This window comes from Actinoplanes sp. KI2 (assembly GCF_025630775.1).
GTDB lineage: Bacteria > Actinomycetota > Actinomycetes > Mycobacteriales > Micromonosporaceae > Actinoplanes.
Map to the genome: position 1 here is coordinate 113,773 of NZ_JAOSZE010000031.1, position 20,723 is coordinate 134,495.

General features: G+C 72.9%; 13 protein-coding genes, 1 tRNA gene and 2 pseudogenes. 8 read left to right on the top strand and 8 right to left on the bottom strand.

Going from position 1 to position 20,723, the window contains the following annotated elements; translation table 11 throughout:
* Window positions 1-9: 9 nt before the first annotated feature.
* A complete protein-coding gene (locus ODJ79_RS30365; RefSeq protein ID WP_263027035.1) occupies window positions 10-1,173 on the bottom strand; it encodes a glycosyltransferase family 4 protein in 1,164 nt (387 codons plus the stop codon).
* Between the two features lie 16 nt (window positions 1,174-1,189).
* Complete coding sequence (locus tag ODJ79_RS30370; protein ID WP_263027036.1) at window positions 1,190-2,242, bottom strand: DUF3068 domain-containing protein; 1,053 nt, start codon at window positions 2,240-2,242, stop codon at window positions 1,190-1,192.
* A 74-nt stretch (window positions 2,243-2,316) separates the two neighbouring features.
* On the opposite strand from ODJ79_RS30370, the gene ODJ79_RS30375 reads away from it, so the two are divergent.
* Complete coding sequence (locus tag ODJ79_RS30375) at window positions 2,317-3,696, top strand: acyltransferase family protein (RefSeq protein ID WP_411267383.1); 1,380 nt, start codon at window positions 2,317-2,319, stop codon at window positions 3,694-3,696.
* A 2,288-nt stretch (window positions 3,697-5,984) separates the two neighbouring features.
* Here the strand turns inward: ODJ79_RS30375 and ODJ79_RS47250 are convergent.
* The 3 genes and pseudogenes from ODJ79_RS47250 to ODJ79_RS30390 form a co-directional block, all read right to left on the bottom strand.
* Window positions 5,985-8,423 (bottom strand): annotated as a pseudogene (locus ODJ79_RS47250) (alpha-(1->3)-arabinofuranosyltransferase family protein); the annotation flags it as partial.
* Window positions 8,420-9,199, bottom strand: coding sequence for an SDR family oxidoreductase (locus ODJ79_RS30385; protein WP_263027037.1), 780 nt, complete (start codon window positions 9,197-9,199; stop codon window positions 8,420-8,422). The pseudogene ODJ79_RS47250 and the gene ODJ79_RS30385, both read right to left, overlap by 4 nt.
* The gene (locus tag ODJ79_RS30390; RefSeq protein WP_263027038.1) at window positions 9,196-10,386 is read right to left on the bottom strand and encodes an acyl-CoA dehydrogenase family protein; all 1,191 of its coding nucleotides are present in this window, start codon (window positions 10,384-10,386) and stop codon (window positions 9,196-9,198) included. The genes ODJ79_RS30385 and ODJ79_RS30390 overlap by 4 nt, the downstream gene beginning before the upstream one ends.
* A 53-nt stretch (window positions 10,387-10,439) precedes the next feature.
* Between ODJ79_RS30390 and ODJ79_RS30395 the strand changes: the two genes are divergently transcribed.
* From ODJ79_RS30395 to ODJ79_RS30420, 6 genes are all read left to right on the top strand, one after another.
* On the top strand, window positions 10,440-11,963 hold the full coding sequence (locus ODJ79_RS30395) for a FadD3 family acyl-CoA ligase (protein ID WP_263027039.1): 1,524 nt from the start codon (window positions 10,440-10,442) through the stop codon (window positions 11,961-11,963).
* Complete coding sequence (locus ODJ79_RS30400; RefSeq protein WP_263027040.1) at window positions 11,956-12,792, top strand: enoyl-CoA hydratase; 837 nt, start codon at window positions 11,956-11,958, stop codon at window positions 12,790-12,792. The genes ODJ79_RS30395 and ODJ79_RS30400 overlap by 8 nt, the downstream gene beginning before the upstream one ends.
* 121 nt (window positions 12,793-12,913) lie before the next feature.
* Window positions 12,914-13,996, top strand: a complete 1,083-nt coding sequence (locus ODJ79_RS30405) for an acyl-CoA dehydrogenase family protein (RefSeq protein ID WP_263027053.1) — start codon at window positions 12,914-12,916, stop codon at window positions 13,994-13,996.
* Window positions 13,997-14,110: 114 nt separating this feature from the next.
* The gene (locus tag ODJ79_RS30410; RefSeq protein WP_263027041.1) at window positions 14,111-15,100 is read left to right on the top strand and encodes an acyl-CoA dehydrogenase family protein; all 990 of its coding nucleotides are present in this window, start codon (window positions 14,111-14,113) and stop codon (window positions 15,098-15,100) included.
* Entirely contained in the window at window positions 15,097-16,119 is a 1,023-nt protein-coding gene (locus ODJ79_RS30415) for an acyl-CoA dehydrogenase family protein (RefSeq protein ID WP_263027054.1), read from the top strand. The genes ODJ79_RS30410 and ODJ79_RS30415 overlap by 4 nt, the downstream gene beginning before the upstream one ends.
* A 71-nt stretch (window positions 16,120-16,190) precedes the next feature.
* Window positions 16,191-17,261, top strand: coding sequence for a cellulose-binding domain-containing protein (locus ODJ79_RS30420; RefSeq protein ID WP_263027042.1), 1,071 nt, complete (start codon window positions 16,191-16,193; stop codon window positions 17,259-17,261).
* A gap of 116 nt (window positions 17,262-17,377) precedes the next feature.
* Here the strand turns inward: ODJ79_RS30420 and ODJ79_RS30425 are convergent, their stop codons facing one another.
* Both ODJ79_RS30425 and ODJ79_RS30430 read right to left on the bottom strand, forming a co-directional pair.
* A complete protein-coding gene (locus tag ODJ79_RS30425) occupies window positions 17,378-19,513 on the bottom strand; it encodes a hypothetical protein (protein WP_263027043.1) in 2,136 nt (711 codons plus the stop codon).
* 1 nt (window position 19,514) lies between these two features.
* Window positions 19,515-19,645: transfer RNA gene (locus ODJ79_RS30430), tRNA-OTHER, on the bottom strand.
* A gap of 152 nt (window positions 19,646-19,797) precedes the next feature.
* Between ODJ79_RS30430 and ODJ79_RS30435 the strand changes: the two genes are divergently transcribed.
* A complete protein-coding gene (locus ODJ79_RS30435) occupies window positions 19,798-20,385 on the top strand; it encodes a hypothetical protein (RefSeq protein ID WP_263027044.1) in 588 nt (195 codons plus the stop codon).
* Between the two features lie 73 nt (window positions 20,386-20,458).
* On the opposite strand, the pseudogene ODJ79_RS30440 reads toward ODJ79_RS30435, so the two are convergent.
* A pseudogene (locus tag ODJ79_RS30440) lies at window positions 20,459-20,723 on the bottom strand (flagellar M-ring protein FliF); the annotation flags it as partial.

Below are 20,723 nucleotides of genomic sequence, written 5' to 3' on the forward strand. Positions count from 1 at the left end.
TCGGTCGCTTCACGGCGCCTTTCGATCGGGGGTGAGCACGCCGTCGACGAGGGTGGCCAGCTGATTGCCGGCGGCCGGCCAGGTGAAGCTCTCGGCGTACCGGCGGGCGGCCCGGCCCATCCGGCGCCGTGCCCGGTCGTCGGTGAGCAACCAGCGAATCTTCGCGACGAAGTCGCCGGGGTCGTCGGCCAGCAGTCCGGTATCACCGTGCCGGATCGCGTCGCAGACGCCGCCCGCGCCGCGGAAGGCGATCGCCGGGGTCTCCCGGGCCGCGGCCTCCATGATGGTCAGACCCCAGCCCTCCTTGAGCGAGGGGACGAGCGCCACCCAGCCGTGCGACAGCAACTCGTGCTTGCGGCGCTCGGTCACGTAGCCGGCGAACTCCGTGCGACCGGCGACCCCGAGCCGTGCGGCGTACTCCCGCAGGCGCGGTTCCCACCAGCCGCGACCGGCCACGATCAGCCGCAGGTCGGGCAGCTCGGCGGCGAGCGCGGCCAGGGCGTCCAGCGCGTACTCGACCCGCTTGTGCGGCACCAGGCGACCCAGGACCACCAGGCAGGGGTACGCGGCGCGGCGCACCGGCACGCCGGTCACTCCGGGCAGGCCGTTCTGGATGATCGAGATACGGGCCGCGGCGACGCCCAGCCGGACCAGCTCGTCCCTGGTCGCCGTGGACACCGTGACGTAGCGGCAACGGCGGTAGACCCGCGGGGCGACCCGGGACTCCAGCCACCAGCCGAACCGGCCACGCCAGTCGCCGAACACGACCGGCCACTGTTCGCGGTGCACATGGTGGACCACGACGACCGTGGGGCAACGCGCGTACAGCGGGGACAGGAACGGCACGCCGTTGCACACGTCCACGATCAGGTCGGGCCGCCCGCGCACACCGGCAGCCAGCCGGCCGAGCCGGCACCCGCCGGCCAGGTAGGTGAGAGCCGCACGGAGGTACACGGTGTGCCGGCCACCGCGACGCAGCACGTGGACGGCGTTCGGCAACACCTGCTCGGCCGGCGCGTCGCCGTGCGCGGCGCACAGCAGCGTCACCCGATGGCCGTGCGTGACCAGTTCCGCCGCGATCCGCTCGGTATAGACCTCGGAGCCGCCGCCCTCGGGGTTGTGCGTGTCCCGCCAGTTCAGGAAGAGAATGTGGCGGGCCGGTGCGGCGGGCACGGCGGTGTACGGCCGCTCAGCCCTGCGGCACGGCGGACGCCTCGGGCGCCGGGACCTCCGAGGCGGCGTGCCGTGCCGGGACCGCGGCCCGACGCGTGATCATCGCACCGGCCACCATGGCGACCAGGCCGACGACCAGCAGGCCGATCGGCAGGTAGCGGCCGAACAGGAGCAGCTGGGCGCGGCCGGTCCGGGCCTGGTCGACGATCGTGTCGCCGGTCGCCTTGTCGTACCGGAAGGTGGCGTCGAGGATGTCGATCGGCTGGCCGTCGGCCGGGACGAGCTGGCGGTGCTCCCGGTCGGTGTAGGCCACGATCGCGCCGGTCATCGGCTCGACCCAGAGCGTACGGGAAGCCTCGTAGTTCATCGTTCCGGTTTTGGCCTTGGGCGCCAGGAAGCCGAGCAGGCCGGTGAGCGTGTCGTGGTCGACGTCGAGGTTCTGCTGCGGCACGGTCTGCTGGAAGCGGTACGTCGAAAGGCCGGCGACCTTCTCCTCACCCTCGTACGTCATCGGCATCGCCTTGCGCAGGGTGCCGTCGAAGTACTGGTACGTCTTCTTCTGCGTGCCGAACGGGAAGAGGTAGAGCTGCCCGGTGTACGCGATGTTTCCCGGCGCACAGACGCTGGGATCCTGCTTGCCGACCTTCACGTCGTTGTAGCACTGGCCGGCCCAGGTGACGGCGGCGCCGGACACCCGGTTCAGCGCGATCCGGCTCTCGGAACGGTTGATCGGCACGTTGTCGTCGACCGAGTCGGTCGCCTGATACACGTTCCAGATCAGGGTCTTGCCGGCGAGCGTTCCGGTGAGGCCGGCGGCCGCCTTGTAGTCGGGCTTGACGCCGGTCGTGTTTCGCAGCGTGCCCTGCTTGACCGCGATCGTCGGGGCGCCACCGGGCAGCGTGCCGACGCTCACAAACGTCGCCCCGGGCGCGTTGAGCACGACGTCCGGAGGCTTCATGGCGTACGGGATCTGCTTGAGCCTGGGCACGATCAGCCACGCCAGCGCCGCGGCGGCGATCACGCAGAGCAACCCGAGACCGAAGAGCATCGCACCGGCAACCCGCCGCATGAGCGCACCTCCTCCGAGGTAGAACTTGTTACAATCTACTGCCGCGTAACCGTCAGCGAAACCCCGGGAGAACGATGTCTTCCGCTTCGGCCCCACCCCGCCTGCCGGCCCTCGACGCGCTGCGCGCCGGCGGCGCCGCCGCGGTGGTGGCCGTCCACGTCGGATTCGCCACCGGGTTCACCGGCAGCAGCTCGTGGGGCGCGATGGTGGCGCGACTCGACGTCGGCGTCGCGATCTTCTTCGTGCTCTCCGGATTCCTGCTGTTCCGACCGTTCGCGTACGCGATGGCGCACGGCGCCCGCCGCCCGAGCGCGGGCCGTTACCTGTGGCGGCGCGCGCTGCGGATCCTGCCGGCCTACTGGCTGACCGTGGCGGTCTGCCTGCTCGTGCTGCCCGGCAACGCCGGGGTGCCCTGGAGCGAATGGGTGCGGTACGCGACGTTCACCCAGTTCTACGGACGCGGCCACCTGCACGACGCGCTCGGGCACACCTGGAGCCTGACCGTCGAGGCCGCGTTCTACCTGCTGCTGCCCGTGCTGGCGGTGCTCGCCGTCGGCCGTTCCTGGCGCCCGCGCCGCACGATCGCGGTCCTGTGCGCGGGCGGCGCGCTGATCACCGGCGGCTGGCTCGCCGCGATGGCGGCCGGCGGGCTCGACATGGGACTGCACACGACCTGGTTTCCGGCGTTCGCTGCTTGGTTCGGGGGCGGGATGGTCCTCGCCACCATGCACGTCGCCGCGGAGGCGGGCCGCTCATCGCGGCTGACCGCGGAGGCGGGCCGGTCATCGCGGCAGACCGCGGAGGCGGGCCGCCCGTTCTGGCTGATCGAGGTGGCCAGGGCGCCGCTGACCTGTTGGGCGCTGGCGGCCGGGCTGTTCGTCATCGCCGCAACGCCGCTGACCGGACCGCGTGGCCTCGACGAGCCGACCCCGGGACAGTTCGCGACCCGGATGGTGCTGTTCCTGGCCATCTCGGTGATGGTCGTGCTGCCGGTCGCGTTCGCCGGCCCCGGCCCGGTCGGGGCGGCGCTCACCACACCCCTCGCGCGGTGGCTCGGCCTGGTCTCGTACGGGCTGTTCCTCTGGCATCCGTTCGTGCTCGTGCTGCTGCGCCCGGTGATGGGCGCGCCGACGTTCGCCGGGCTGATCCGCACGTACGTGCTGACGATGGCCGGCGCGCTCGCGTTGGCCACGCTGAGCTGGTACGGACTCGAGCAGCCGGTGCAGATGCTGGGCCGCCGGCGAGCACCTGCTCAGTTTTCGGCCGCGGCAGAGGACTCCACGGACGCCGGTCCGGTCGAGGTATTGCCGGTCATCTCTTCGGGCGCGACTCCTGCCGAGGCACCGTCGGACGTCTCCGACGGCGCTGCGGTGGAGAGCGCCGAAGCACGGCCGAGGCCGGGAGGAAGCGTGCCGAGCCAGAGCGCGGCGAACGCGGCCAGCCCGGCAAGCTGAGGTCCGATCGCGATGTGCGGCGTGGCCGATCGCAGCGACAGCACACAGGCGACCGCCCAGAGAACCACCGGCGCCCATCGCTCGCCGCGCCGGATCCACTTCGGCCGGCGGAGGACCAGCAACGCGATGATGCCGGCCAGGGCGCACGCCGCGGCGGCGTAGCCACCGGCAACGACCAGAAACACCGCGCCCAGAACCATCAGCGAGCCGTCCTTCCACCGGCGCCGTCGCCCGATCGGCTCAGTCGGCGCAACCTGCGCGCCTGAGCTATTCGTTGTGGCCGGCGCGCCTGGTGTGGCCGGCGCGCGGCCCATCGGCAGGATGGCAGCCAACAGGACCAGCCCGGCGAGCAGTGCACCGCCGATCAGCCCGGCCCGATACGGCTGGTCGGGAGCGAAGTCGATGGTGACCGCGCCGGACCATCCGGCCGGAATGATCCATCCCTGCTGCCAACCGTCGATCACGATCGGGCGCAGCACGTGGCCGCCGATCCGGGCCTGCCAGCCGGCGTTGGTGTTCTCGCGCAGCACCAGGACCCGCTCGGTGGCCCACGGCGCCAGCGTGACCCGCCGGCGGTCCGGCTGCCAGCGATCGATCGAGAGCACACTGTCGACCGGCGATGCCGCCGGACCGCCCCCGCCGGGCAACTCGACCGGCGATGCCGCCGGGCCGCCGACGGACGGCGCGTCGACCCGAGATGCGGCCGGGCCGCCGACGGACGGCGTGTCGACCCGAGATGCGGCCGGGCCGCCCACGGCCGGCGCGTCGGCCCGAGATATGGCCGGGCCGCCCACGGGCGGCGCGTCGACCTGCGATCGGGCCGGGCTGTCCGCGATCGGCAAGAGCGCGACACGGGTCGGTTCGGCGTCGACGCTCGCGGTGGCGACCACGCGCACCGGCCCGCCCGCCGCGCCCGGCCGGATCTGATCGGTTTCGCACAGCCGCATCGGCAGTTCACGGCGCTGAAGCAGATCGGAAATGGTCGCCGTGAACGCGGTGCGGATCCGCTTGCCACCCACCTCCAGGGTCGGCCCGCTGCCGCACGGCAACCGGACCACCGTCGCCGGTCCCCCGCGCAGGCGCGCCGGGCCGTCCTTGCCGAGCACGGTCAGTTCGCCGACGCCGACCGGGAGACGCTCGAACCGACCGGCGTACGGGCTGAAACTGGTCGCGACCGATCCGCCGGTGAACAGGACTGTCACGTCGTCGGTGAGCACCGCACGATCGAACGTGAGCGTTCCGTCCGCGTCGAGGGTTCCGCTGCGCGCCCCCGAGTCGGTCAGCACCGTCACCGACCAGGGCCTCGCCGCGGCGGCGCGCGGGCCGAGCGAGATGTGCAGGCCGGTGAGCACGCGCGGGAACACCCAGTCGAGGCGCAGCCAGGGCGAATGGTCGTCGTCGCTCGCATACCAGGTGGTGTCGGAGTCGCCGTCGACCACCGCGCCCGCCCGGGCCGCGGGATCGGCGACGCCGGTCGACGATGCGGTCACGCGCGGAGTGTCCGGGCCGGCCAGCGCCCGGTCGAGCACAGCGTCGAGAGCCGGCCCGGCTCGGGCCCGCCCCCACAGCTGGGCGCTGTACACACCATTCAAAGACCATGGCACCGTACGGTCGAGAACGGTCCCGTCCTCCGACCCGCGTGCCGCGTCCGCCGAGCAGTACGGTCGCCCGGCGAGGAAGAAGCAGGACGGCACGGACGGCGTCATGTCCAGCAGCACCGCCGGGGCCGGGGCGCGAGTCGCCAGTGCGACCGGAGTGTCGCCGGTCGCTCGCGGTTCGGCGGGCAGGACCAGGGTGCGCTGCGCCTGGACGCCGGGGACGGTCAGCTCGGCGATGCCGACGCCGCCGTAGCCGAGACGGACGCTCCACACCGCCTCGACCACGACGGTGAGCCGGCTGACCGCGAACCAGCCGTCGAGCGGCACGGTCACCGTCTCGCCGGAGACGTTCAGCTCGTGCCATTCGTCGCCGGCCCGCACGCCGATCCGGGTGGGGATGGCATCGGCGCCCAGGTCGAAAGTGATTCGGACCTGCTTCAGCACACGCGGGCGGTCGAGGGTCACGCTGAGCCATTGCCCGATCGCCGCGGTGGCGGGGGCCGACCGCCAGGAGGTGTCGGGGTCGCCGTCGAGGGCGGCATAGGGCAGGTGTTCGGGACGGTTCGCCGTCAGGGGCAAGGCCTCGGCGTACGAGCTGGAAGCGCTCACGTCCCGTACGCCAAGGTATTGGGCCATGGTTTGCCAGCGGTGGGAATCGGTGGACGTGTAGTCGTGGGCGGGCTGGGCGAGACGCCACTGTTCGGTGGCGGTCATCGTCGCCGAGGCGTTGTCACGTGCCTGGCCGAAGGTGACCTCCCGGCGGCGCTGGCCATCGGTGACCACCGTTCCGCCGGTGTGCACGTCGGCGGGCTGATCGGCGGCCAGCACGGTGGGGGCGGCGCCCAGTTGACCTGCGTAGGCCAGCTGAAGCAGAGACTCCGGGCCGCCCACCACGGTCCGCACGTCGTTCATGTCGTAGGCACCGATCGGGGCGGCGGGCTGGTCGACCTCGTAGACCTCCAGGGCCGGGACACGGACGTCCAAGCCGCGGTCCACAAAGGAGGTCAGGGGCTGACCGCCGACATCCGGGCCGAAGGTGATGACCGGGCGCAGGCCGGGTGAGGAATCCAGCGTGGCGCGCACGGTCAGTTGCCGCAGCGAGTCGGAGCGCCCGGTGTCCAGGTCGGCGCGGACCAGCAGGTATCGGACGCCGGAGCGGGCGAGCAGGGTGGCCAGGCCGGGCGAGCTCTGGCCGGTGGCCAGCACCGACTCGATGGTGTCCAGCAGCCGAACGGTGGCGGGCGGGACCAGGGGGATCGAGTTGCGGACCGCCCAGTCGGCCGTCAACAGGGGCTGGACCATCTCGTCGCCGGGCGCGCCCCAGAGGTAGCTCGGGAAGCGGGCGCCGGGAACGACCAGCACCCGGCCGCTGCCGGTGTGGGCATTCAGCCAGGACGCGGCGGTCCGCCAATAGCCGGGGACCTCGGTGAACGAGCCCGAGCCGGGGAGGCCGCCGCCCAGGGCCGGCCCGGCCACGATCGCCAGTGCCATGGCCGCGGCCAGGCCGAGCGCGACGGCTCGAAGGCGCGCAATCGGCCGGTGGACGACCCCTGCCCGCACGGCCGGGACACGCCCGACCAAAACGTTCGGACCTGAAACGTTCGAGTCCTGAACGTTCGGAGACATAACGTTCGGAGTAATAACGTTCGGGACCGCAACGTTCGGGATCGCAGCGTTCGGGATCGCAGCGTTCGGGATCGCAGCGTTCGGGACCGCAGCGTTCGGGACCGCAACGTTCGGGACCGCAACGTTCGGGACCGCAGCGTTCGGGACCGCAGCGTTCGGGACCGCAGCGTTCGGGACCGCAGCGTTCGGGACCGCAGCGTTCGGGACCGTGACGTTCGAGGTTGAAGCGTGTGCGGCACGCAGCACTGTGCCGAGCAGGTGGGTTAGGCCGAGGGCCAGCGGGAGCCGGAGCAGCACGTCGAACTTGTGCAGGTTGCGCAGCGGTGCGCCGGCCGCGTCCAGCCAGGCGTGAGCGCTCACGGCATCGAGACCGGGTACGCCCGAGAGATGGCCGAACCCCACGGCCGCCACGCCCGTGAGCGCCGCCGCGATCAGGAAACGTCGGTGTGGCATGCCTCGGCGGGCGAGTCCGGCAAGGCCCAGGCCGGCTATCACCATCGTCGCCACGACCGGCAGGGCCTCGGTGGCCAGCCGCCAGCCGGTCGGCCACGTCGGGCCGTAGGCCGTGCCGAGGTATGCCAGCCAGTGCGACGCTCCGCGCGCGGTGCTCACCACGTCGGTGGTCCGGGTGGTGGTCGCGGCCGTCTCGATGTAGTTCAGGAACGGTGGGCTGTATCGGCCGAGCAGCAGCAACGGCACCACCCACCAGGCGGTGGCGCAGGCGACGGCGATCCCCCAGGCCGCCGCCACGGTGAGTCGCCAGCGCAGCGGGCGCACGGTGAGCAACCAAAGCAACGGCAGCGGCAGCACGGCCAGCACAGCCGTTGCGTTGACCCCGCCGGCTGTGGCCACCGCGAGACCGGAGAGCGCGACCGCCCGCACCAGCCGCCGCCGCTGGACCGGAAAGTCCGCAGACCCGCTGTGCGCGAACACCCGCAACCACCGCCGCCGCTGGACCGGAACGTCCGCAGACCCGCTGTGCGCGACCGGTCGACGGCAGCCCGACAGCGGACGATCCGTGAGCGCGACCAGAGGCAACAGCACCCAGGGCGCCACCGCGCTCGGCCACACCTCGACCGAGACCGGCCCCAGCTCGCTGAGGATGCGCGGGCAGAGCGCGAACACCAAACCGCCCGCCAGCCGCGCCGCAGGTGTGCCGATGCCGAGGCGGCCGGCCAGCAACACCACGCCGGTGAATGCCGTGCACAGCAGCAACGCCCACCAGAGTCGCTGCACCGCCCACTCCGGCACGCCGATCAGTTTGCCGAGTGCGAAGAACGGGCCCATCGGCCACAGGTAGCCGTACGCCTGGTTCTGCATCTGGCCGAAGTTCCCGGCCGGGTCCCACGCGTGCAGGGCCCGGGCCAGCCACGCGCCGGGCGCGACCACCAGGTCGACCTTGGTGTCCGGCACGATCCGGCCGGGCTGCTGCCAGAACGCCAGCGCGGTGAGCAGCACACAGCCGGTTGCCATCCGGAGCCGCCACACCGCGTGAGCGCTCACGGGTGCTGGCTGCTAACCGAGATCACCTCGCCGGTCAGGTACGAGGCGTAGTCGCTGGCCAGGAAGGCGACGACGGTGGCCACCTCCCACGGCCACGCGGCCCGGCCGAAGGCCTCGCGTCGGGCGAGCCCGGCCAACTCCTCCTCGCTGATCACTTTGGCCAGGAACGGGTGTGTGGCGATGCTGGGCGCGACCGCGTTGACCCGGATGCCGTGTGCGGCCACGTCCAGCGCCGCACAGCGGGTGAACGCCATGACACCGGCCTTGGCCGCGGCGTAGTGCGCCTGCCCGGCCTGTGCACGCCAGCCGAGCACGGAGGCGTTGTTGACCACCACGCCGCCGCCACCCTGCGCGATCATCTGGGTCAGCGCCGCGCGCGTGCAGCGAAACGTGCCGGTCAGCGTCACGTCGAGGACGCGCGACCACTCCTCGTCGGTCATCTCGGTGACCGGGCGGTTGCCGCCGAGGCCGGCGTTGTTGATCATCACGTCGAGCCGTCCGTGAGCGCTCACGGCGCCGTCGACGAGCGCGTGCACCGCGCTCTCGTCGGTGACATCACAAACCAACGACCAAACCTTCTTGCCGTACGCCTCCGTCAGCCGGTCGCGTGCCTCGGCGAGCCGGCGTTCGTGGCTGTCGCTGAGCACCACGTGAGCGCTCTCGGCCAGGCAACGCTCGGCCACGGCGTACCCGATCCCCGTCCCGGCCGCGGCGGTGACCACCACGACCTTGCCCTCGAGCAACCCGTGCCCGTCCGGCGGTTGCGCGGGTGTCATCGGCGGTCCTGGCGCGGCAGGCCAAGGACCCGTTCGGCGAGAATGCCTCGCTGGATCTCGTTGGAGCCGCCGTAGATGGTGTCGGCCCGGCTGAACAGGAACAGCCGTCGCCACCTGTCGACATCGGCGTCGCCGGGCGGTGCCGCGATCCCGGCCGGTCCGAGCACGGCCATCGCCAATTCCCCGATTCCCTGGCGCCAGCGGGACCACAGCAACTTGATGACCGTCGCCGTTCCGACCGCCGGGGGCGCGGCCAGCACCCGGAGCGTGTGAGCGCGCAACACGGTCAGGTCGATCCACGCGCGGGTGAGCCGTTCGCGCACGGCCGGGTCGGCGACCGCTCCGGTGCGCCGCGCCAGCGCCACCAGATCGTCCAGGTCTTGCTGGAAGCCGACCTGCTGGCCGACCGTGGCCGCGCCGCGCTCGAAGCCGAGCGTCGCCATCGCCACCCGCCAGCCGCCGCCCGGCTCGCCGACCACCAGGTCCCGCGAGGTGCGGGCCTCGTCGAAGAAGACCTCGTTGAATTCGCTGTCGCCGGTCAGCTGGCGGATCGGCCGGACCGTGACGCCGGCCTGCCGCATCGGCACGAGCAGGTAGGACAGCCCGGCGTGGCGGGACGCTCCAGGCGGCACCGGCGCGGTGCGGGCCAGCACAAAACACCAGTCGGCCACGTGCGCCAGCGACGTCCACACCTTCTGCCCGGTGAGCACCCACTCGTCGCCCTCGAGACGGGCGCGGGTGGTGACCGCGGCGAGGTCGGACCCGGCGCCGGGCTCGGAGTAGCCCTGGCACCACAGTTCGGTCGCCGTGGCGATCCCCGGCAGGAAGCGCGCCTGCTGCGCAGCGGAGCCGAGCGCCATCAGCGTCGGCCCGACCATGGTGACGCCGATGTGGTCGACGCGGCCGGGCGCGCCGGATCGCGCGTACTCCTCGTGGAAGATGACCTGCCGGGCGAGCGACGCGCCCCGGCCGCCGTGCTCGACCGGCCAGGCGAGCGTGCTCCAACCGGCCGCGGCCAGCTTGCGGGCGAACGCCAGCCGCTGCTCGAAGACCTCGTTCTCCCGGCCCGCGCCGCCGGCGCCGCGCAGGTCGTCGGTCACGTTCGCGGCAAGCCAGTCGCGGATCTCGCGCCTGAACTCCTGGTCATCGTCCACTGGCGTCGCCTCCCGCTCCGCGCGTAGGCTCACCCTACCAAGCACTTGCTTGGCTGACCATCCGCTGAGCCGGCTCGGGAGGCAGGGTGACCTCGACGATCCCGGCGGCCGTGGCGAGCGCCGCCCGCGAGTTCGGTCCGGCACCGGCCCTGGTGGAGCCGGCTGTCGGCGAGTGGAGCTGGGCGCAGCTGCACGCCGACGTGCGCCGGGTGGCGCGGTCGCTGATCGCGTACGGTCTCGGTCTGGGCGATCGGCTCGCGGTCTGGGCGCCGAACAGCGCACAGTGGATGCTCATCGCGCTCGGCGCGAGCTACGCCGGCCTCATCCTGGTGCCGGTCAACACGCGATACACCGGCGTCGAGGCGCTCGACATCATTCACCGCAGCGCCGCCCGCGGCCTCGTGGTGACCGGGCCGTTCCTCGGCGCCGACCGACTCGCCGCGCTGCGCGCCGCCGCCGAAGAGGAGCGCATCCCCCTCCCCCGGCTGATCGTCACCCTCCCCGACGATTGGAAAACCTTCCTTGCGTACGGGGAGGAAGTCCCCGCGGCCGAGGCCGACGCGCGGGCGGATGCGGTCGCCCCCGATGATGTCGCGGACATCCTGTTCACCTCGGGCACCACCGGCCGCAGCAAGGGCGTGATGAGCGCGCACCGGCAGTCGCTCGCGGTCGCCGCCGCGTGGGCCGGGATCGCCGGGTTGCGCCCCGGCGATCGCTACCTCGTCATCAACCCGTTCTTCCACAGCTTCGGCCTCAAGGCGGGCATCCTCGCCTGCCTGACCAGCGGCGCGACGGTGGTGCCGCAGGCGGTCTTCGACGTGCCCCGGGCGGCCGCGCTGATCGCCGGCGAGCGGGTCACCGTGCTGCCCGGCCCGCCCACCCTCTACACCAGCCTGATGGACCACCCGGACGCTTCCCGGCACGACCTGTCCAGCCTGCGCCTGGCCGTGACCGGGGCGGCCACCGTCCCGCCCGCGCTGGTCGAGCGGATGCGCACGGAGTTGGGCGCGGACGTGCTGACCGCGTACGGGCTGACCGAGGCGGTGGTCGCCACGATGTGCCGGCCGGGCGACGACGCGCGGACCGTGGCGGAGACCTCCGGGCGGGCCGCGGCCGGCTTCGAGGTGCGGATCGGCGAGCCCGGCGGCGAGGTGTTGTTGCGCGGGCCGAACACGATGCTTGGCTACCTCGACGACCCGGCCGCCACGGCCGGGGCGATCGACGCCGACGGCTGGCTGCACACCGGCGACATCGGGCGGCTCGACGCGAACGGCAACCTGACCATCACCGACCGGCTCAAGGACATGTATATCTGCGGCGGCTTCAACGTGTACCCGGCCGAGGTGGAGCGCGCGCTGGCCCGGCTGCCCGGGGTGGCCGAGTCGGCCGTGATCGGGCTGCCCGACCCGCGGCTCGGCGAGGTCGGCCGGGCGTACGTGGTGTGCCGTCCCGGCCGGACGCTCACCGAGCCGGAAGTGATCGAGTTCTGCCGGGGGCGGCTGGCCGGCTACAAGGTGCCCCGCTCGGTCGAGCTGCGCGCCGAGCTGCCGCACAACGCCTCCGGCAAGGTCCTGAAATACCTGCTGCGCACGGAGGCGGCCGATGGCTGACGAGGTTCTCTACGAGCGCCGCGGCGCGCTCGCCGTCGTGACGATGAACCGGCCGCGCTATCGAAATGCACAAAACTCCGCGATGACGTACGCGCTGGATGCGGCGTTCGCTCGCGCGGTGGACGACGGTGACGTGCGGGTGATCGTCCTGGCGGGCGCCGGTGACCACTTCTCGGCCGGGCACGACATCGGCACCCCGGAACGCGACGCGGACACCAGCTTCCCCCGGCGGGCGGCGATCTGGTGGGACCACACCGACAGGGCGGGCGCCGACCGCCGCTACGCCCGGGAGATCGAGGTCTACCTCGGCATGTGCCGGCGGTGGCGGGAGATTCCGAAGCCGACGATCGCCATGGTGCAGGGCGCCTGCATCGCCGGCGGGCTGATGCTGGCCTGGGTGTGCGACCTGATCGTCGCCGCTGAGGACGCGTTCTTCGCCGATCCGGTGCTGCGGATGGGCATCCCCGGCGTCGAGTACTTCGCGCACCCGTGGGCGCTGGGGCCCCGGTTCGCCCGGGAGGTGCTGTTCACCGGCGACCGGTTCGACGCGCGCCGGGCGTACGAGATCGGCATGGTCAATCGGGTCGTGCCGCGGGCCGAGCTGGAGTCCGCCGTGAGCGCTCTCGGCGAGCGGGTCGCCGCGATGCCGGCGTTCGGCCTCGCGCTGGCCAAGCGCGCGGTCAACCAGTGCGAGGACCAGATGGGTATGCGCGCCGGGATGGATTCCGTGTTCGGTCTGCACCACGTCGCGCACGCACACAACGCCGAGGTCACCGGCAATCCCCTGGCCGGCCTGGACCCGACCGCGATGAAGAAGGCCGCGTCGTGAGAGCCGACCGGAAGGCCGCGTCGTGAGAGCCCTGAAGGCCGCGTCGTGAGAGCCCTGAAGGCCGCGTCGTGAGAGCCCTGAAGGCCGCGTCGTGAACCTCGACCTGGACGCGGACGCGGTCATGTTCCGGGACGAGGTCCGGGAGTGGCTGGCGGCCAACGTCCCCGCCGAGCGATTGCCCAGTGTGGACACTCCTGAGGGCGACGTCGCCCATCGAGCCTGGGAACGCTCGCTGGCCGACGCTCGGCTCGCGGTCGTGTCCTGGCCCGAGCGGTACGGCGGCCGGGCCGTCCCGCCGCTGCACGCGTTGCTCTTCGAGGAGGAGTACCACGCCGCCGGCGGCCCGGCCCGGATCGGTCAGAACGGCCTGTTCCTGCTCGCCCCGACGCTGTTCGCGCACGGCACGCCCGAGCAGTGCGATCGGATCCTGCCCCCGATGGCCCGGGCCGACCAGGTCTGGGCGCAGGCCTGGTCCGAGCCGGAGGCGGGCAGCGACCTGGCCGCGATCCGGTCCCGGGCGCGGCGCGCCGAGGGCGGCTGGCTGCTTTCCGGGCAGAAGACGTGGAGCTCGCGGGCGGTCGTCGCCGATCGCGCGTTCGGCCTGTTCCGCAGCGATCCCGGCGCCGAGCGGCACCGCGGGCTCACCTACCTGATGTTCGACCTGCGCGCGCCCGGCGTGACCGTGCGGCCGATCCGCCAGCTGGACGGCGACCCCGGCTTCGCCGAGATCTTCCTGGACGACGTGTACGTCCCGGACGCCGACGTGATCGGCGCTCCCGGCGACGGCTGGCGGGTGGCGATGAGCACCGCCGGCCACGAGCGCGGGCTCACGCTGCGCAGCCCCGGCCGGTTCCTGGCGGCGGCCCGGCGACTGGTCGGCCTGTGGCGCGAGCACGGCGACCCGGCCGACACCGGGCTCCGCGATCGCGTCGTGGATGCGTGGCTGGGCGCCCAGGCGTACCGGATGCACGCTTTTGCCGGTCTTGATCTTCCGGCCCGGGAGGCGAGCCTGACCAAGCTGTTCTGGTCCGAACTGGACGTGGCGCTGCACGAGACCGCGCTGGACGTGCTCGGCCCGCACGCGGAGGTCGATACACTGTGGACCGACGGGTATCTGTTCGCGCTGGCCGGCCCGATCTATGCGGGCACCAACGAGATCCAGCGCGGCATCGTCGCCACCCGGGTGCTGGGACTACCCCGATGAGGCGCACTCCGACTCGACGCGGCTCCCTCGCCGCCCGCGCGCTGAGGCTCACGCGATGAGGCGCATTCCGACTCGACGCGGCTCCCTCGCCGCCCGCGCGCTGAGGCTCGCGCGATGAGGCTCGTGCCGTCGCCGGAGCAGACCGCGTTCGCGGCCGCCCTGCACGACCTGCTCGCGGCGGCGGACGTGCCGGCGGCGGCGGCGCGCTGGGCGGACGGTGATCACGAGCCCGGCCGGCGCGTCTGGTCGTTGCTGGCCGAGGTGGGCGTGACCGGGCTTGCCGTGCCGGTCCGGTTCGGAGGGCTGGGCGCCGGCCCGGCCGATCTGGTGGTCGCGGCCGAGGAGTTGGGCCATCACGCGCTGCCGGGACCGGTCGCCGAGTCGCTCGTCGCCGTGCCCACGCTGCTGAGTTTCCCCACCGCCGCGCTGCGCGGTGAGGCGGAGAAGTGGCTGCCCGAACTGGCGGCCGGTAAGGCCGTCGCGACGCTTGCCGCGCCGCCCTGGCTGCCGTGTGCGGTCGACGCCGACGCCGCCGATCTGGTGCTGCTCGCCGAGGGGGAGACGGCCGGGGTCGGCCGCGCCGGCGACCAAGCATTTCCGTCGTTCGACCGGACGCGGCGGCTGTTCGAGGTGTCGCCCGTGTGCGCGCTCACGGCCTGCCCGGCGGCCGGCCGAGCGCTGGATCTGGGCGCGCTCGTCTGTGCCGCGCAGCTGCTCGGTGCGGGGCGGGCGCTGCTCGAAGCGGCGGTGACGCACGCGCGCACCCGGGAGCAGTTCGGCGGGCCGATCGGCCGGTTCCAGGCCGTGCAGCAGCGGCTGGCCGAGGTGGCGGTCGGGCTCGAGTTCGCCCGGCCGTTGCTGCACGCGGCCGCGGTCACGCTCACCGCCCGGGACGTCTCGGCCGCCAAGGTGGCCTGCGCGGCGGCCGCACACCGGGCCGCGCGCGCGGCGCTGCAGGTGCACGGGGCGATCGGGTACGCCGAGGAGCAGGGGCTGGCTCGTTTCGTGACCAAGGTCCGGGCGCTGGCCCTGTCCTGGGGAACCCCGGCCCAGCATCGAGCACGGGTCATGGCGGCACTGTCCGAGGGGGACGCATGGAACTGAGTGAGGAACACCGGGCGCTCCGGGACGCCGTGCGCGGCCTGCTCGCCGGCTATCCGGCCCGGGCGGCGATCGAGCAGCCGGCCGGGTACGACGCCGGGCTCTGGCAACGGCTGTGCAAGGAGATCGGCGTCGCGGGGCTTGCGGTTCCCGAGGCGTACGGCGGAGCCGGGGCCACCCTGCTCGAGTCGCACATCGTGCTCGCCGAGTGGGGGCGGCAGCTCACTCCCGGCCCGTTGCTCGGCAGCGTGCTCGTCACCCAGGCGCTGCTGCGGGCCGGTGACGAGGAGCTGCTGCCGGCCCTCTGCGCCGGCGACCGGATCGCCGCGCTGGCCTGGCAGGGCGAGTTCTCCGCCGACCCGGCGGGCCGGATCAGCGGCGCGGCGGATCAGGTGATGGACGCCGAGGCCGCGGAGATCCTGCTGGTAGCGAGCGGCGACGCCCTGTGGGAGGTGACGGCGTCCGATCCCGGCGTCACCGTCGAGCCGGCCGACGTTCTCGACCCGACCCGCCGGCTGGCCACGGTCCGGCTCGACTACGCACCCGCCCGCGCGGTCGGCGGCGATCAAATGAGCGGGCCGCCGGCCTGGCTGCGCGATCTCGCCTGTGTCGCGCTCAGCGCCGAGCAGGTCGGCGCGGCCTCCCGGGCGTTCGAGCTCACCCACGAGTACGTTCAGCAGCGGGTCCAGTTCGGCCGGCCGATCGGCTCCTTCCAGGTCCTGCAGCACCGCCTGGCCGAGGCCTACCTGCGCCTGGAGGCCGCCACCACCGCGTCCTGGACCGCCGCCGAGGCCCTGGTCGCCGACGACGCCGAGGCCGGCACCCTGGCCGCCATGGCCAAGGTGCACTGCTCGGAATCGCTCCAGGCGATCGCCGGCGAGATGGTCCAGATGCATGGCGGTCTCGCGATCACCTGGGAGCACGACGCCCACCTCTACCTGCGCCGCGCCTACGCCGATGCGCAGCTGTTCGGCGCCCCGCGCGAGCACCTCGACCGGCTCACGGCGACGCTCCTGGCCTGAACCTCTTTTCGAAAACGTTTTCGGCAGGCATGGTGATAGACGACTGTCAATGCCATGTCCTGGAGGAAACGATGATTTCTCGACGAGTTCGCAGCCTGCTCGCGGTCGCCGCGGCCGCCGCACTCGGCGCCGCGGTCGCCGTCACCGCGTCCGGCGCCGGTGCCGCCGCGGCCGGCTGTCAGGTCACGTACACGATCAGTTCGCAGTGGCAGGCCGGCTTCGGCGCCGACGTGGCCGTCACCAACCTCGGCTCCCCGTTGACCGGGTGGACGCTGCGCTGGTCGTTCGGCGCGGGACAGACGGTCACCCAGGCGTGGAACGCCACCGTGACGCAGAGCGGCGCCGCCGTGACCGCCGTCAACGTCTCGTACAACGGCACGCTCGCCACCAACGGCAGCACGTCGTTCGGCTTCACCGGGTCGTGGACCGGCAGCAACCCGAAGCCAACCGCGTTCACGCTGAACGGCGTCGCCTGCACCGGCTCGGTGACCCCGACGACCGGCCCGACGACCGCGCCGACCAGCCCGACGCCGGCCCCCAGCGGCACCGCCGCGGCCAAGACCGTCCGGGTCTTCTGGCTCAGACCCACCGACGTCGCGTACGACCAGCGCTACCCCGACGGCATCGCGTCGGTCATGCGCGAGGCGCAGCGGTACTACAAGCAGGAAATCGGCAGGACCTTCGCGCTCAACGGCACGGTCGTCGAGGCCGTCAACGGCGAGCACGACCGCAACTGGTACATCACCACCAATTGCACCGGCAGCGACCACTACTGGTGCGTGGTCGAGAACATGCAGGCCGAGCTGCAGCGCCGGTTCGCCATCAACAACCCGGACAGCCGCTGGCTGTGCGTGGGCGAGATCAGCGCCGAGGAGACGAACCAGTCCGGCGGCGGCGCCGGCCCGGGCTGGGTGATCCTCAGCGGGCACGACGCCGACGGCGCGGCCGGCATCAACGGGCCGATGAACCGGTGGTGCGGCGGGATGGTGCACGAGCTCGGCCACGGCTTCGGCCTGCCCGACTCGACGTCCACCGACGGCACCCCGATGTCCGCATCGTTCTACGACTACCCGAACACGCACTTCAGCCAGGCGCAGAAGAACGCCATCCTGGCCGGCCCGTACGGAACCTTCCTGTCCTGAACGGGCCGGCCAGGTGGCCGAGGAGAGCGCGGGCGCTAGCTGCCAGATCTCCGCCGAAGCGGAGTTCCCGAATTGAACGGAAAGAAGGAAGCTCCCGCATGGCCTCGGCCACGCCGTCACGCCGGGATCAGCTCACCGAGCCGGTCCAGCGTGTACGTCTGCGACCCGGGCGGCAGGCCGTCGGGCGCGTCGATGCCGATGAACGTCACCGGCTCGCTCGGCGGCTCGCCGTCCCACATCGTCACGGCGGTCCGCGACCGCCACCGATCGACCAGATAGGACACGGTGAGGTAGCGGCGCTCGATCAGTGCCCGTACCCGGTCGGCGGTGTTGAACTTGTTCTCCTCCACCCGGTTGAAGGCCGGCCGGCCGGCGAGGTACAGGTGCAGCCACACCGCCTGCCAGCCGCCCTCGCCCATGGCGAACACCATCGGGAGCGCGACCCGCCCCGCGCCGCGCAGCTGCGATCGCGCCAGCACCGTCCGGGCGTCGAACGGTGCGCCGCGCTGGTCCGCGGCCCGCGTCTGATAGCCGAACATCGACTCGGCCACCTCCTCGAACGACTCGCCGGCATAGATGTTGACCTGCGGCACCACGTAGCGCCCGCGAAGGGTCAGCGGGACGTCGATGAACTCGGTCGCCCCGTCGGCCGCCTCGGTGATGTCGCCGGAGTGCACCACCCCGTCGTGGTGGTAGTTGGTCCACGACACCTGGCCGACGGTGTGGAAGTCGTCGTCGAGCAGCAGCACCGACAGGTCGTAGTCGGTGCGGCGGCTCGCCTGCCGCCAGTACGTGAAGAACCGCAGCAGGTCGCCGGTGACCGTAGCCCGCGAGCCGCGCGGCAGCACCGCGAACCCGTCCTCGGTCGCCTTGCCGGACAGCGGCAGGGCGACGTCGAGCACCTCCGGGTCGACCAGCAGCGGCCGCTCGAACTCCGGCAGCCGGGCGCCGATCTCGGCGTCCAGCCGCGCGGACAGCTCGGCGACCAGCTCCGGCGGCAGCGGCGGCCGCTTGTCCGCCCCGATCCAGGCGGTGCGCGAGCGGCTCGCGTACATCCGGGCCGAGACGGGCGTGAGCCGGTTCTCGACGTGCTCGCGCAGCGAACACAGCACCCGGCCGGACGCCTCGCCCAGTGCGCCGGTGACCGCCTCGACCACGTCGGCCCGCTCGGACGCCGGCGCCAGCCGCAGCAGCCGGTCGGCCGAGCGCAGCAGCAGGCCCGGCGCCGCGGACAGCACCGTTGCCGCCGAAGCGATCGCGCCCGTGCGGACCGCCGTCTCGGCCCGGCCGGCGATGGTCGGGACCCGACGCTCGCCCCGCGCCACGGCGAACACCGACCGGGCGTGCGGCCACTGCGCGTACTCGTGCGGGTGGAGCCGCTCGCCGAGCCGCTTCCACCGCTCCGCGTAGCGCGCGACGTCACCCAGCTTGGCCGGGCTCGCGCCGACCACCTCGTTCAGCGCGGCCAGCAGGACCCGCCGCTCCCGGCGCGGGAAGGCGCGGAACCGCGTGGCCGTGGCGAGCGAGACGTCACCGGCCGAGACCTGGCAGGCCAGGCGCAGCACGTCGGTCGTGGTGTCGACGGCGACCAGCGGCCGGCCGAGGACGAGCCGGATCCCGTTGAGCACGGCCCGGTTCTCCCGCATCGGGATCTCGGCGGGCTGCTCGTCGTCCACGCAGGCCACCGCGAGCTCGCCGAGGATCGCGAGGTCGGCCTCGCCGAGCGGCGTCGTGCTGCCGGCCAGCGCCCGGTAGAGGCGGGCGGCCTCCGCCTCGGCGGTGTCGCCGAGGCGGAGCACGGTCAGCCGGTCACCGGCCGCGGCGATCAGCTCGTCGTGCGCGGCGAGCAGCTCGGCGTACGTGTGCTGGTAGGTGCCGTAACCCGGCAGCTCGAGCAGGTTGATCCCGTCGAGCGTCAGCTCGGCACCCCCGCCGGCGAGCACGGCCGCGCCCAGCCGCTCCAGCCAGAACTCGACCGTGTCCGGCACGTCGTGCGGGAAGCCGAGGAAGTACGCGTTGTGCCGCACGTGGTCGCCGACCAGCTCGCGCACCGCGGACACGACGGTGGCGGCGAGGTCCATCGCCGGCTCGGGCGCCAGCGCGCCGACGTGCTCCAGCAGAGCGGCCGACGCCGAGAACCCGGCGTCGAGCAGCGCGGCGTCCAGCTGCCGGGCCACCGGCCGGCCGTCGCCGGACGCGCCGGTGCTCACCGGCACCCGCAGCGTCTTCTGGATGATCAGCTTCTCGAACATGTGGGCCGCCGGGGACTCGAACCCCGAACCTTTCGATTAGCAAAAGGAGAAGGAAGCGCCTCCATGACCGCGCTGGGCGGTGAGCGGACGCGCTACTCAGTCGAATGCTCTAGCCAGTTGAGCTAGCGACCCGGGAGAGATGATCACACGCCTCGGCCCGGCACGGCCACCGAGTTTCGCCCGCCGATGGGTACGCCGCAAGCGTGACGGTCCGGCGCACGGCCGCGGGCCGGCCGGCGGCCGTGAGACCGTTCGGGGAAAGTGCCTACGAGCGGGGAGATCCGATGGTCACGGTCCCGGCGGGCAGCACGCTCCTGCTGCGGTGCCCGGGTGAACAGCCGCTCGCGCTGATCACGCTGGTCGAGGTCGGTGCGCCGTTCGTGGCCGAGCTGCCGCCGATCCCGGTGCTCGGCCCGGACGAGCCGGGCACCCGCCGCTTCGGCATCCTCGAGCTGGTCAGCAGCGCCGGCGTCACCTGGGTCGAGGCGGAACTGCGCAACGGCCTGCTCACCCGCACCGGCGACCCACCCACCGACGTGGTCCAGCGGCGCGGAGCCGCCCGGCGCTCCGGCGCCTACGCCGCGACCGGCACCGCCGAGCTCGACGCCGAGCCGGGCCGCCGGCTGGTGGAGGTCTCCGGCCACGTGGAAGACGTGTCCACCAGCGGCCTGCTGCTGCGTGCGGCGCCCGCCGACAGCGTCCATCTCCCGCCCGGCATCGTGCGAACCTTGCTGCACATCAGCATGCCGTGGGGCGACATGACGGCCACCGTCACCACCGTCGACCAGCGGGCCGACCAGTTGCGCGGCACCTACGAATGGATGGACCCGGCCGACGAGGCGGCCCTGCGCGACTTCTGCGCGGCCCGCTGAGAGCCGTCCGGGCGAGACGCGGCGGTACACAGCAGAACGGGCGGCCGGCGAAAGCCGGCCGCCCGTTTCGGGCTCAGCGGGTGGCGTCGGCGGTGAGCCAGCTGCGCACCAGGATCGCCATCTCGTCGGGCTGGTCCTTGGCCATCTGCCGGATCTCCCGCACCCGCTCCAGGCGGGCCTCGATCTCCGACTGGTCCACCGGGGCGGACTCGATCATCTGGGTCGGGATGGCCTCGTTGAGCTCGATCAGGCGCTGCTGCTCCAGGGCGGCCTGCATCTCCTCCAGGTGCCGGCGCTCCTCCGCGGTCAACGCACCGCGCTTCTTCGACCGGCGGGCA